The organism is Streptomyces palmae (genome assembly GCF_004684805.1).
Classification (GTDB): Bacteria; Actinomycetota; Actinomycetes; order Streptomycetales; family Streptomycetaceae; genus Streptomyces; species Streptomyces palmae.
This window is the reverse complement of the sequence record NZ_SRID01000240.1, coordinates 1-10,668: the sequence shown is the minus strand read 5'-3', so window position 1 is coordinate 10,668 and position 10,668 is coordinate 1. Positions and strand designations below refer to the sequence as shown.

The 10,668-nt window shown below is 72.5% G+C and carries 14 protein-coding genes; 4 read left to right on the top strand and 10 right to left on the bottom strand.

What is annotated here, in order from left to right; translation table 11 throughout:
• Nucleotides 1-93 precede the first annotated feature (93 nt).
• The gene (locus E4099_RS22015) at nt 94-807 is read left to right on the top strand and encodes a TetR/AcrR family transcriptional regulator (RefSeq protein WP_135340838.1); all 714 of its coding nucleotides are present in this window, start codon (nt 94-96) and stop codon (nt 805-807) included.
• Between the two features lie 164 nt (nt 808-971).
• Here E4099_RS22015 and E4099_RS22010 read toward each other — a convergent pair whose 3' ends face one another.
• A complete protein-coding gene (locus E4099_RS22010; protein ID WP_135340837.1) occupies nt 972-1,574 on the bottom strand; it encodes an NADPH-dependent FMN reductase in 603 nt (200 codons plus the stop codon).
• 53 nt (nt 1,575-1,627) lie between these two features.
• On the opposite strand from E4099_RS22010, the gene soxR reads away from it, so the two are divergent.
• Entirely contained in the window at nt 1,628-2,083 is a 456-nt protein-coding gene (gene soxR / locus E4099_RS22005; protein ID WP_135340836.1) for a redox-sensitive transcriptional activator SoxR, read from the top strand.
• Nucleotides 2,084-2,148: 65 nt separating this feature from the next.
• On the opposite strand, the gene E4099_RS22000 is transcribed toward soxR, so the two are convergent.
• From E4099_RS22000 to E4099_RS21990, 3 genes are all read right to left on the bottom strand, one after another.
• Nucleotides 2,149-3,390, bottom strand: a complete 1,242-nt coding sequence (locus tag E4099_RS22000) for a GNAT family N-acetyltransferase (protein WP_135340835.1) — start codon at nt 3,388-3,390, stop codon at nt 2,149-2,151.
• A 243-nt stretch (nt 3,391-3,633) separates the two neighbouring features.
• Nucleotides 3,634-4,593: an asparaginase gene (locus E4099_RS21995; protein WP_135340834.1), complete on the bottom strand. Its 960-nt coding sequence runs from the start codon at nt 4,591-4,593 to the stop codon at nt 3,634-3,636.
• A 56-nt stretch (nt 4,594-4,649) separates the two neighbouring features.
• Entirely contained in the window at nt 4,650-5,276 is a 627-nt protein-coding gene (locus E4099_RS21990; RefSeq protein ID WP_135340833.1) for an RsiG family protein, read from the bottom strand.
• A 144-nt stretch (nt 5,277-5,420) separates the two neighbouring features.
• On the opposite strand from E4099_RS21990, the gene dtd reads away from it, so the two are divergent.
• A complete protein-coding gene (gene dtd / locus E4099_RS21985) occupies nt 5,421-5,900 on the top strand; it encodes a D-aminoacyl-tRNA deacylase (protein ID WP_135340832.1) in 480 nt (159 codons plus the stop codon).
• A 74-nt stretch (nt 5,901-5,974) separates the two neighbouring features.
• Here the strand turns inward: dtd and ygfZ are convergent, their stop codons facing one another.
• The 3 genes from ygfZ to E4099_RS21970 all read right to left on the bottom strand — a co-directional run bounded on the left by ygfZ (nt 5,975) and on the right by E4099_RS21970 (nt 8,161).
• Nucleotides 5,975-6,940: a CAF17-like 4Fe-4S cluster assembly/insertion protein YgfZ gene (gene ygfZ / locus E4099_RS21980; RefSeq protein WP_135340831.1), complete on the bottom strand. Its 966-nt coding sequence runs from the start codon at nt 6,938-6,940 to the stop codon at nt 5,975-5,977.
• 9 nt (nt 6,941-6,949) lie between these two features.
• Entirely contained in the window at nt 6,950-7,411 is a 462-nt protein-coding gene (locus E4099_RS21975; protein WP_135340830.1) for a Fur family transcriptional regulator, read from the bottom strand.
• 177 nt (nt 7,412-7,588) lie between these two features.
• Entirely contained in the window at nt 7,589-8,161 is a 573-nt protein-coding gene (locus E4099_RS21970; RefSeq protein WP_135340829.1) for a heme-binding beta-barrel domain-containing protein, read from the bottom strand.
• Between the two features lie 273 nt (nt 8,162-8,434).
• Here E4099_RS21970 and E4099_RS21960 point away from each other — a divergent pair, with 273 nt between their 5' ends.
• On the top strand, nt 8,435-8,797 hold the full coding sequence (locus tag E4099_RS21960) for a DsrE family protein (RefSeq protein WP_135340827.1): 363 nt from the start codon (nt 8,435-8,437) through the stop codon (nt 8,795-8,797).
• Between the two features lie 34 nt (nt 8,798-8,831).
• Here E4099_RS21960 and E4099_RS21955 read toward each other — a convergent pair whose 3' ends face one another.
• From E4099_RS21955 to E4099_RS21945, 3 genes are all read right to left on the bottom strand, one after another.
• Nucleotides 8,832-9,086, bottom strand: a complete 255-nt coding sequence (locus E4099_RS21955; protein ID WP_135340826.1) for a DUF3099 domain-containing protein — start codon at nt 9,084-9,086, stop codon at nt 8,832-8,834.
• A gap of 268 nt (nt 9,087-9,354) precedes the next feature.
• On the bottom strand, nt 9,355-9,642 hold the full coding sequence (locus E4099_RS21950; RefSeq protein WP_135340825.1) for a DUF1416 domain-containing protein: 288 nt from the start codon (nt 9,640-9,642) through the stop codon (nt 9,355-9,357).
• A 70-nt stretch (nt 9,643-9,712) separates the two neighbouring features.
• Nucleotides 9,713-10,549, bottom strand: a complete 837-nt coding sequence (locus tag E4099_RS21945; protein WP_135340824.1) for a sulfurtransferase — start codon at nt 10,547-10,549, stop codon at nt 9,713-9,715.
• Nucleotides 10,550-10,668 lie beyond the last annotated feature (119 nt).

The window sequence follows — 10,668 nt, the reverse complement described above, 5'->3', positions numbered from 1 at the left end:
GGGGATGGGAGTGCCGGAATGGCTGGATCCGCCGAGGTTGTCACAGTTGCCCCGGGCAGGTGACAGTAGGCTGAAAGTGGAGCGCGGGACGGGATGACGGGGGGTAACGCGGTGCGGGATCAGGGGAATTCATCGGACAAGGCCAGGGAGCGCGCGGCCGGTGGGACGCGTACGGACCGCAGAAGGGCCCGTACCCGGGGCGCGCTGATCGCCGCCGCCCGCGCGATCCTCTCCGAGCAGGGATCCGTGGACGTCAGCATCCAGCAGATCACCAACCAGGCGGACGTGGGCTTCGGCTCCTTCTACAACCACTTCGCCAGCAAGACCGAGCTGTTCGAGGCGGCGGTCGCGGAGACCATCGAGGAGTACCGGGCGCTGCTGGAGGAGCGCACCTCCCGGCTGACCGATCCCGCCGAGGCGTTCGCCGCCGGGGTGCGGCTGACCGGGCGCCTGGTGGACACCCATCCCCAGATGGCCCGCATCCTGCTGGGTTCCGGGCTGAACTGCCTCCACATCAGCGATGTGCTGGTCCCGCGCGGACTGCGGGTCATCGAGCGCGGTCTGGCCGCCGGGCGCTTCCGGGTGGGCGATCCCCGGGTGGCGGTGGCCGGTATCAGCGGCTCCCTGCTGGGGCTGGTGGAGCTGAAGATGTCCAGCCCGGCGCTGGACGACGACGTATGCGAGCAGATGGCCGAACTGATGCTGCGGATGCTCGGGATGCCGGCCGACGAGGCGGCCGAGGTGGCCCGCCGCCCGCTGCCGCCGCCGTCCGACCACGAGCTGCGGGCGGTCCCGATGGGCCGCTGACCGGTCCAAGGGCGCCAGGCGATCCGTGCGGCCCGCGGCTCCCGGGCACGGGCGAGGCCGGCCCGCCGGGCCGAGGTCCCACCGGCCGGGCCCGGCCGGTGTACGAGGCCCTGCCGGCCGGTCCCGGCACGGGCTCGCGCCGCGCCGCCACCGGGCCCGGCCGGTCAGGAGCCGTAGGGGCGCACCGCGCGCGCGGTGCGCAGTGCCTGCGCCCACCAGGCGATCTGGTCGAGCATGGTCTTGGCCGCGCCGTTGGCCCCGGCCTCGTCCAGCGGGTGGCCGTTCTCGTCGAACCGGTTCCAGGCGGTGTGGAAGCTGACCGTCTCCCGCACCGTGACCGTGTGCAACTCGGCGAAGACCGGGCGCAGATGCTCCACGGCGCGCAGGCCGCCCGAGAGGCCGCCGTAGGAGACGAAGCCGACCGGCTTGGCCTGCCATTCGTCACGGAACCAGTCGATGGCGGTCTTCAGGGAGGCGGGGTAGCTGTGGTTGTACTCGGGGGTGATGACCACGAAGGCGTCGGCCGCGGCCAGGCGCGGGCTCAGGGCGCCCAGCGCGGCGGCCGCCTCCGGGTCCGGTGTGTGGCTGAGCCGGGCGGGCAGCTCGGTCTCGGCCAGATCGATGACGTCCACGTCCATGTCGCCGTGGACCCGCGCCCGTTCGGTGAACCAGTTGGCGACGACGGGGCCGAAGCGGCCCTCACGGGTGCTGCCGACGATGACGGCGAGGCGGAGGGGGGAGGACGAGGAATCCGTGGTGTTGTTCATGTCCGCAAGGATCAGACTTAAACAAAGGTTGAAGTCAAGCTAGAGTCGCGATCATGGCCCCACTTTCCTGGAAGACCCGAGAACTCACGGTCGGCGAACTCTCCGAGCGCAGCGGCGTACCCGCCTCCGCGCTCCGCTTCTACGAACGGCAGGGACTCATCCACAGCCGCCGGACCACCGGGAACCAGCGCCGGTACACCCGGGACACCCTGCGCCGCGTCGCCTTCGTACGGGCCTCGCAGCGGGTGGGGATGCCGCTCGCCCAGATCCGGGACGTGCTGGCGCTCTTCCCCGAGGACCATGTGCTCACCAAGGAGGACTGGGCGCGGATCTCGGAGTGCTGGCGCAGGGACCTCGACGAGCGCATCGAGCAACTGGAGAACCTGCGCGACCACCTGAGCGACTGCATCGGCTGCGGCTGCCTGTCCATCAGCAAGTGCGTGCTGACCAACCCCTACGACAAGCTCGCCGAGGAGGGCGCGGGGCCCCGCCGACTGCTCAGGACGTAGGGGGCCGTGCCGCTGGGCGGCTGCCCGGCCCCCGGAGGGCGTACCGCGCCGAGGCCGGCGAGTGGTCAGAAGGTGTCCGGGCACCAGGGGCGGCGCGGAGTGCGCAGCAGCAGGTCGGCGCGCGCGGCGGCGCCGGACCGCTCCTCGGCGATCCTGCCCAGCGCGGTCAGCCGGACCGCGGAGGCGTCGCCCAGCCAGAGCGATCCCAGCTCGCCGGCGTCCAGATAGAGGTCGGGGGACTCCGTGGTGGGCACGCAACTGGCCCCGTCCGGACCCGTCTCCAGCAGGTAGCGCCCCTCGGTGAGCCCCGCCGGGTCGTGCACCCCGAGCACCAGCGAGCCCTCGATCGGATAGCTGCGGGCCTCCAGCAGCCGGGGTACGTCCAGGGGGCGCAGCCACAGGAAGTCGGTGTACGCGGCGATCCTGGCCGCGCGGGCGTCCGGCAGCAGCTCGGGGAGGGTGGCGTCCGGCGCGCGATGGCCGGTCTCCACCCGGGCGATCCAGTCGACGGAGAGCAGATAGTGCCACAGCGCCCGCTCCGCGGCGGGGGTGGCCGTGATCAGGTCCTGCACGGTCGCGGTGTTCTGCGGCTGGCCCGCCTCCCAGGCGTACTGCACCGTGTAGACCAGCAGCCCGTCCACCGAGCCCTCGGGCGAGCGGTGGACCACGCAGAAGGGCTCGGTCCACGGGTAGCCGGGGGTGCGGCTGGTGAGCTGCTGCCACCAGAACTTGTCGCGGTCGATGGCGCCGTGCTGGACGGCGCGCACCCGCTCGTACAGCTCGGGCCCCAGGGCGGCCACCGTCGGGCAGTCCACCAGCTCGGTGCTGCCCCCGTCGGCCGGGCCCGAGTAGCGCGGGTCGAGGCCGGTGCGCGACACCTCCACCGTCCAGTCGGAGACCCAGGTGGCGGGGCCGAAGCCGAAGCGGCCGTAGATCGGGTACTCGGCGGCGATCAGCGTGGCGAGCAGGTCCCCGCGCTCCTTGGCGGCCCGCAGATCGTTGCCGATCATCCGGGTGAGCAGCCCGCGCCGGCGGTGGGTGGGCGAGGTGGTGACGTTGGCGATGGCGTTGGCGGTCACCGCCGCGCCGCCGACCGCGGTGATCTCCTGGGTGAAGCTGCGGTAGGTGGCCACGCAGCGGCCGGTCCCGGAGTCGAAGGCGCCCTGGGTGCGCGAGAGGTCGATCTTCGCTCTGCGGAACTCGATCTCCTCGTCCTGCACCGCGGGTTCGCGCAGGAAGCCGGTGCGCAGGGCCAGGGTCCAGTCGTACAGGTCGGAGTCGTCGATGGCGCGGATATCGAGTCCCATGCCGTCACGCTAGGGCCCGCCCGACCTCCCCGCACCGCATTTTCCGCGGGGTGGCCACGCCTGGGTGCCGGTGGGCGTACGGCGCCGAGTGTGCGGGGAAAACCCCGCGCCGTACGCCCCGTTGGAGACCGGCCCGAGCCCTCGGGAGGACCCGCGCTCTCGGGGGCCATGGCCCTGAGGACGCCGGGAGGGCCCGCGCCGTGAGCGAGGGCCTCGCGACCTCAGGGCCGCCCCGGGCCTGGGTCAGAAGGCCGCGCGTATCTCGCCGACCTTCTCGCCGCCGCCGAGCAGCGGGGCCTCGCCGATGCGGGACAGCACCGGGGAGGAGACGCCGAGCTGCTCCAGGGCGCGGGCCAGCACCGGCCCCAGGGCCCGGGTGGCCCCGTCGTCGATCTTGAAGGCCAGCGCCCGGCCGTCCGGCAGCGCCACCGCCTGCACCGCCTCCGCGCCCATCTTGGCGAGGGTGCCGGGGACCTCGCGCATCAGCCAGGTGTCGGGGCGGCGGGTGCCCGCCACGTACTCGGGGTGCGCGCGCATCGCGTCCGCCACCCGGCGCTCCGGGGTGCCCGGCTCGGCCATGACGAAGTGGCGGAACGCGCGGGCCAGGCCGGTGAGCGAGAGCGCCATCAGCGGGGCGCCGCAGCCGTCGGTGCCGATGTGCCGGACGCGCTCGCCGCTCGCCTCCTCGATCGCCTCCAGGACCAGCTGCTGGAGCGGGTGGTCCTGGTCGAGGTAGCTCTCCAGCGGCCAGCCGTTGAGGGCGCAGGCGGCGAGCATGGCGGCGTGCTTGCCCGAGCAGTTCATGGTGAGCCGGTCCCGGACGAGGCCGGCGGCCAGGTAGGTCTCCGCCTCCACCGGGTCGAGCGGCAGGTCGAGCGGGGTGCGCAGGGCGTCGGGGGTGAGCCGGGCCTCGCTCAGCATGGTCCGGACGAGATCGAGGTGAAACGGTTCCCCGGAGTGGCTGGCGGCGGCCAGCGCCAGCCGCTCGCCGGTGAGGTCGAGTCCTGCCCGCAGGATCGCCGCGGCCTGCATGGGCTTGTTGCTGGAGCGGGGGAAGACCGGGGCGTCCGCGTCGCCCAGTACCCGCTCGACGCTGCCGTCCGCGGCCAGGACCACCAGGGAACCCCGGTGCTGCCCTTCGACGAAGCCGGAGCGCACGACCTCGGCGAGTACCGGGCGTATGGCGGTGGAGGAGGAGGTCATGGACGGCCTTCCGGGGATGGTGCGCCGACCGCCCGCGCCCGGCCCCGTGGGCGGGCCTATGCGAGGAGGTCGTCTACTTGTGCTTCCCCTTCACGGTACCTGCGCGCGATTTCCGCACTGCACTCGTCGGCGGTCAGCTGCAGCCGGTGCCGCCGCTCGGAGACCTGCTGCTCATAGCGGTTCAGCCGGCCCATGGCGCCGTGCAGCTCGTCCTCCGTGCGGGCCCGCAGGTCGGACAGCTCCACCTCGGCCAGCATGGTCTCGGCCAGCCGCCGGTACTCCGCGCTGTGCGGGGTGCCGAGCGTCACATGCCGGGCCGAGCTGCGGTGCCGCGAGGGCCCGTCGGCGAGGATCTGCGCCAGCCGGTCCACGATCGGCGCGTCCGGAGCGGCCCGCCGGTGCAACTCCGCCCGCAGGATGTCGATCCGGCCCTGGAGCAGCCGCCGTACATAGCTCAGGTCCGCCTCCTCCTGCTGGGAGGCGCGGCGCAGTTCGCGAAGTTCGGCCAGGCTCAGGCCGTCCCACAACAGCGGTGGCGGCGGCTCCGGTGCCTCGGTCCGGGAGGCGCCTGGCCGGCCGGGGCCGGCGGGGCGGGAGTGTTCGCGGAGGTCGTGTCCGTGACCGCGCTCTTCGGTGCGGACCGGTACGGGCCCGGGCGCGTGCCCGGTGCCGGGTGTGCTCATGCGTGTCCGTCCCCTCGGTACGCGGCTTCCGGCCGCGTTGTCCACATAACGCACTAGGTGCACGCATCGTGCCATTGCGGCCGCCGGGCCGGGGCGGCTGTGCGCCCGATCGCCCCCGGATGGACGCACGGCATCATGGAGCGCATGCGTGCTGTGGTACAGAGAGTCAACGGGGCATCCGTCGTGGTGGACGGGGAGGTGGTCGGCGAGATCGTCGGGCAGGGACTGTGCGTCCTGGTCGGGGTGACCCATGACGACACCCCGGAGAAGGCGGCCCAGCTGGCCCGCAAGCTGTGGTCGGTGCGGATCTTCGATGGCGAGGCAGGGCCCGAAGGGCCTTCGGTTGAGGGTGGTGGCGGGCGACGGGCGGAAGAGAAGTCCTGCTCGGACCTGGACGCGCCGCTGCTGGTGATCAGCCAGTTCACGCTCTACGGGGACGCCCGCAAGGGCCGCCGCCCCACCTGGAACGCGGCGGCCCCCGGTGAGGTCGCCGAGCCGCTGGTGGACGAGGTGGTGGCGCGGTTGCGGGCGCTGGGCGCCCAGGTGGAGACGGGGCGCTTCGGGGCGGACATGAAGGTCTCGCTCACCAACAACGGTCCGTTCACGATCATCGTCGAGGTCTGAGGACGGTCGCCCGACTTCCCTGGCGGCCGGGCCGCCGGTCAGGACTTGCCCCACCCGCGGCCCGGGCCGCCGCGTCAGGGTTCGACCACCACTTCCTGGGCCGCCGCGGTGCCGCCGGCCAGCAGTGTCGCGTCCACCGGGACGTTCCGCTTGACCAGGGCGAGCGCGATCGGCCCCAGTTCGTGGTGGCGCGCCGAGCTGGTGACGAAGCCCAGCTGCCGGCCGTCCTCCCCGTCGGCGGCCAACCGCACCGGCGCACCGTGCCCGGGCAGCTGCACCTCGCTGCCGTCCAGGTGGAGGAAGACCAGTCGGCGCGGCGGCTTGCCCAGGTTCTGCACCCGGGCGACGGTCTCCTGTCCGCGGTAGCAGCCCTTGTGGAGGTGGACCGCGGTGCCGATCCAGCCCAGCTCATGGGGGATGGTGCGGTGGTCGGTCTCCAGGCCCAGCCGGGGCCGGTGCCCCTCCACCCGCAGCGCCTCGTACGCCAGCACGCCGATCGCCGGCGCGTGCTGGGCGGCGAAGGACTCCAGCTCGGCGCGGGGCCAGAACAGGTCGCGGCCGTACGCGGTCTCGCGCACCACGGTGCCCTCCGGGGTGGGGGCGATGCTGCCCGCGGGCAGGTGGACGACGGCGTACGCCTCGGTGACGTCGGCCGTCTCCACCCGGTAGAAGAACTTCATGCTCTCCAGGTAGGCCAGCAGCGCTTCCTGGGTGCCGGGCTCCACATGGGCCCAGGTGGTCTCGCCGTCGTCCACCAGGTAGAGCGCGTGCTCCACATGGCCGTGCGCGGAGAGGATCAGGGCCTCGGTGGCCTGCCCGGGGGGCAGTTCGCTGACGTGCTGGGTGAGGAGCAGGTGCAGCCAGCTCAGCCGGTCCGGGCCGCTGACCGTGATCACACCGCGGTGCGAGAGGTCCACGAAACCGGTGCCGTCGGCGAGCGAGCGCTGCTCGCGGAACAGGTCGCCGTAGTGGGCGGCGACGCCTTCGTCGGGGCCCTCGGCGGGGACGGCGCCGGGCAGCGACAGCAAAGGGCTCTTCATGGAGCCAGCCTACGACGCGCCGGCGGCGCTCTCGGGGGCGTCTTCGGCGGGCCGACCGGTCCGGCAGTCGGCGCACCGGCCGAAGATCGCGAAGTGCTTGAGGTCGGTGTCGAAGCCGAAGTCCTCGCGCAGCCGGGCGGTGAACGCGTCGGCCACCGACTGGTCCGCCTCGATGACCTCGGTGCAGTCCCGGCAGACCAGGTGGATGTGGTGGTGCCGGTCGGCCAGATGGTAGGTGGGCGCGCCGTGCCCGAGGTGGGTGTGGCTGACCAGGCCCAGTTCCTCCAGCAGCTCCAGCGTGCGGTAGACGGTGGAGATGTTGACCCCGCTGGCGGTACGGCGCACCTCGGTGAGGATGTCGTCCGGGGTGGCGTGCTCCAGGTGGTCCACTGCCTCCAGCACGAGCTGACGCTGCGGGGTCAGCCGGTAGCCGCGCTCCCGAAGGTCCGTCTTCCAGTCGGTGGTAGCCACCCGCCCAGTGTAGGGCGCCGCGGCCCCCGCACAGCCCGCCCGGGAAGGGGCGGGTGGCCTGGGGCGTGCCGACCGGCCACGGCGGTTCGCCGGATCCCGTACGGCGGGATCCGGCCGTACGCCCGGGACCGGAAACCCGGCCCGGGTCCCACTCGATCCCTCAGGCGGGGGTCCGGCTCAGCGGAAGAACGCGATGCCGTCGTCCGGGAGGTCGCCCAGGTCCTTGGCCCAGGCCGCGACCTCCTCCGGCGTGACGGCCTTCTTCAGGTGCGCCGACATGTAGGGGCGCAGCGGCACCTCGGGGGTGGCCTTCTCGCCGACCCACATCAGGTCGCCCTTGACGTAGCCGTACAGCCGCTTGCCGCCGGAGTACGGGCCGGAGGCGGCCGTCCGTGCCACCGCGTCCGTGACCAGGTCGATCTGCGGCTTCTTGTCCGCGAGCTCGCCGTACCAGACCTCGACCACGCCCTGGTCGCGGATCATCACGATCTCGACCTTGCGGTCCTTGTCGATGCGCCAGTAGCCGGACTCGGTCTCGAGCGGGCGGAGCTTCTTGCCCTCGTCGTCCAGCACCCAGCTGTGCGACACGTACTCGAGGAAGTCCCGGCCGTCGTGGCTGAAGGTGACCTCCTGCCCGAAGTTGCACTTCTCGGAGCCGGGGAAGTCGGCGACGCCGGCACCTGCCCAGTTGCCGAGGAGGAAGGCGAGGGGGACCAGGTCCGGGTGGAGGTCGGACGGGATCTCGATCATGGATTCAGGCGATCTCTGGAGAGGGGCGGGAGGGGGGTCAGCGCTGGCCCTGGTACAGCTTCTTCCAGGTCAGCCCGGCGAAACCGATGACGGCGACGGCAACCAGGACCAGCAGGGCGGTGAAGAAAGCCTCAAGCACGAGCGCGCTCCTCGGACGGAGTGAGGTGTTACGGACCGTACCCGAGTCTAGTCGGCGGCTCGTCCGGCGGTGCTGTGAGGTGGGCGGCATGTGCGGCGGGTCCGTACCCGGCGGTGGCGGATTACAGTGCGTGCATGGCCAAGAAGCTGGTGATCAAGGTGACCGCGGGCGCGGACGCGCCGGAGCGGTGTTCGCAGGCGTTCACGGTGGCGGCGGTGGCGGTGGCGAGCGGCGTGGAGGTCTCGCTCTGGCTGACCGGCGAGTCGTCCTGGTTCGCGCTGCCCGGGCGGGCTGCGGAGTTCGAGCTGCCGCACGCGGCGCCGTTGCCGGATCTGATCGACGGCATCCTGGTGGGCGGCTCGATCACGGTGTGCACGCAGTGTGCGGCGCGGCGCGGGATCGAGCAGCAGGATCTCATCGAGGGCGTGCGGATCGCCGGAGCGCAGGTCTTCGTCAGCGAGATCATGCCGGACGGGGTGCAGGCGCTGGTCTACTGACCGGGCGCTTCCCGGGGACGGCCGACCGCTGGGATCAGCGCGACTCCCGGCGGTCGATCTCCCGCCACCATTCGTCGGACTGCCGGTCCCCGGTCTCGTCCCACCAGCGGTCCTCGGGGCCCCGGCGGTTGGCGACGATCGCGGCGAAGGGCGGGATGACCATGGCGACCGCGGACATCGCGACGGCCGCCGGGATCGACCAGAGGCGCACGACCGCCCAGCTGGTGATGAACAGCGTCAGACACACGCCCATCAGGAGGAAGTAGGTACGGCGCCGCCGGGCGTACATACCTCAAGAATACGACCGGGGCCCCGGCCTACACCCGTCTCGTGCCCCTCCGGTCGAGCGCCCGTCCGTGCCCGGCCGATCGCGCCCGACGCCGGTCGGGGCCGCGTCCCGGGCACCGCCGTGTGCCGCCGTGCCGAAGGGCCGGCGGCCGGTGGGACGGGTGAGGGCCGTGCCCGTGGGCCCCTCACCTGGAGGGGGTCCAACCCCGGGGCACGGCCCTGGCCCAGTCGCCCGCGGTTCGGGCGCCGACGGCTCGGACGGCGGCGGCTCAGACGGCGATGGCGACCTCTGCCAGTCCGCCCTGCTGGGCGACCACGGTGCGGTCGGCGGTCGCGCCCGGCACCAGGGCGCGCACCGTCCAGGTGCCCTCGGCCGCGTAGAAGCGGAACTGCCCGGTGGCCGAGGTGGGCACCTCGGCGGTGAACTCGCCGGTGCTGTCCAGCAGCCGGACGTAACCGGTGACGGGCTCGCCGTCGCGGGTCACCGAGCCCTGGATGGTGGTCTCACCGGGCTTGATGGTCGAGGCGTCGGGGCCGCCGGCCTTTGCTCCACACATATGTGCCTGTCCTTCGGGTCGTGATCGTCGGTGGTCTGCGGTGGTCCCGCCTCGGCGCGCGGCGCGGCGGTCAGTTGGCTCCGAGCTCGATCGGCACGCCGACCAGGGAGCCGTACTCGGTCCAGGAGCCGTCGTAGTTCTTGACGTTGGCCTGGCCGAGCAGCTCGTGCAGCACGAACCAGGTGTGGGCCGAGCGCTCCCCGATGCGGCAGTAGGCGATGGTGTCCTTGGCCAGGTCCACGCCGGCGTCCTGGTAGAGCGCCTTGAGCTCTTCCTCGGACTTGAAGGTGCCGTCGTCGTTGGCCGCCTTGGACCACGGGATGTTGCGGGCGCTGGGCACGTGGCCCGGGCGCTGCGACTGCTCCTGCGGCAGGTGGGCGGGGGCGAGCAGCTTGCCGGAGAACTCGTCGGGGGAGCGCACGTCGACCAGGTTCAGCGTGCCGATCGCGTCGATCACCTCGTCGCGGAAGGCGCGGATCGCGGTGTTCTGGGGCTGGGCCCGGTACTCGGTGGCCGGACGGGTGGGCACCTCGGCGACCAGGTCGCGGGAGTCCAGCTCCCACTTCTTGCGCCCGCCGTCGAGGAGCTTGACGTCCTGGTGGCCGTAGAGCTTGAAGTACCAGTAGGCGTAGGCGGCGAACCAGTTGTTGTTGCCGCCGTAGAGGACGACGGTGTCGTCGTTGCCGATGCCCTTGGCGGACAGCAGCTTCTCGAACCCCGCCTGGTCCACGAAGTCCCGTCGCACCGGGTCCTGGAGGTCCTCGCGCCAGTCGATCCGGACGGCGTTCTTGATGTGGTTCTTCTCGTAGGCCGAGGTGTCCTCGTCGACCTCGACGATGACGGTCTTCGGGTCGTCGATCCGGGCCTGGACCCAGTCGGCGTCTACCAGGACGTCGCTGCGGCTCATGTTCTTCTCCTCCGGGGCGGTTGCGGCGGTGCGGGGCGCTGCGGGGAACACGCTGGCGGTACGGGCACGGCAGGGCACGGAACGCTGCGTTGCGCAAAGAGTTGGGGGGAGGCCCTGGG

Excerpts from the sequence above, each read along its gene's own strand:
- E4099_RS22015 (WP_135340838.1), top strand. The coding sequence starts at position 94 with ATGACGGGGGGTAACGCGGTGCGGGATCAGGGGAATTCATCGGACAAG.
- E4099_RS22010 (WP_135340837.1), bottom strand. The coding sequence starts at position 1,574 with ATGAACAACACCACGGATTCCTCGTCCTCCCCCCTCCGCCTCGCCGTC.
- soxR (WP_135340836.1), top strand. The coding sequence starts at position 1,628 with ATGGCCCCACTTTCCTGGAAGACCCGAGAACTCACGGTCGGCGAACTC.
- E4099_RS22000 (WP_135340835.1), bottom strand. The coding sequence starts at position 3,390 with ATGGGACTCGATATCCGCGCCATCGACGACTCCGACCTGTACGACTGG.
- E4099_RS21995 (WP_135340834.1), bottom strand. The coding sequence starts at position 4,593 with ATGACCTCCTCCTCCACCGCCATACGCCCGGTACTCGCCGAGGTCGTG.
- E4099_RS21990 (WP_135340833.1), bottom strand. The coding sequence starts at position 5,276 with ATGAGCACACCCGGCACCGGGCACGCGCCCGGGCCCGTACCGGTCCGC.
- dtd (WP_135340832.1), top strand. The coding sequence starts at position 5,421 with ATGCGTGCTGTGGTACAGAGAGTCAACGGGGCATCCGTCGTGGTGGAC.
- ygfZ (WP_135340831.1), bottom strand. The coding sequence starts at position 6,940 with ATGAAGAGCCCTTTGCTGTCGCTGCCCGGCGCCGTCCCCGCCGAGGGC.
- E4099_RS21970 (WP_135340829.1), bottom strand. The coding sequence starts at position 8,161 with ATGATCGAGATCCCGTCCGACCTCCACCCGGACCTGGTCCCCCTCGCC.
- E4099_RS21960 (WP_135340827.1), top strand. The coding sequence starts at position 8,435 with ATGGCCAAGAAGCTGGTGATCAAGGTGACCGCGGGCGCGGACGCGCCG.
- E4099_RS21955 (WP_135340826.1), bottom strand. The coding sequence starts at position 9,086 with ATGTACGCCCGGCGGCGCCGTACCTACTTCCTCCTGATGGGCGTGTGT.
- E4099_RS21950 (WP_135340825.1), bottom strand. The coding sequence starts at position 9,642 with ATGTGTGGAGCAAAGGCCGGCGGCCCCGACGCCTCGACCATCAAGCCC.
- E4099_RS21945 (WP_135340824.1), bottom strand. The coding sequence starts at position 10,549 with ATGAGCCGCAGCGACGTCCTGGTAGACGCCGACTGGGTCCAGGCCCGG.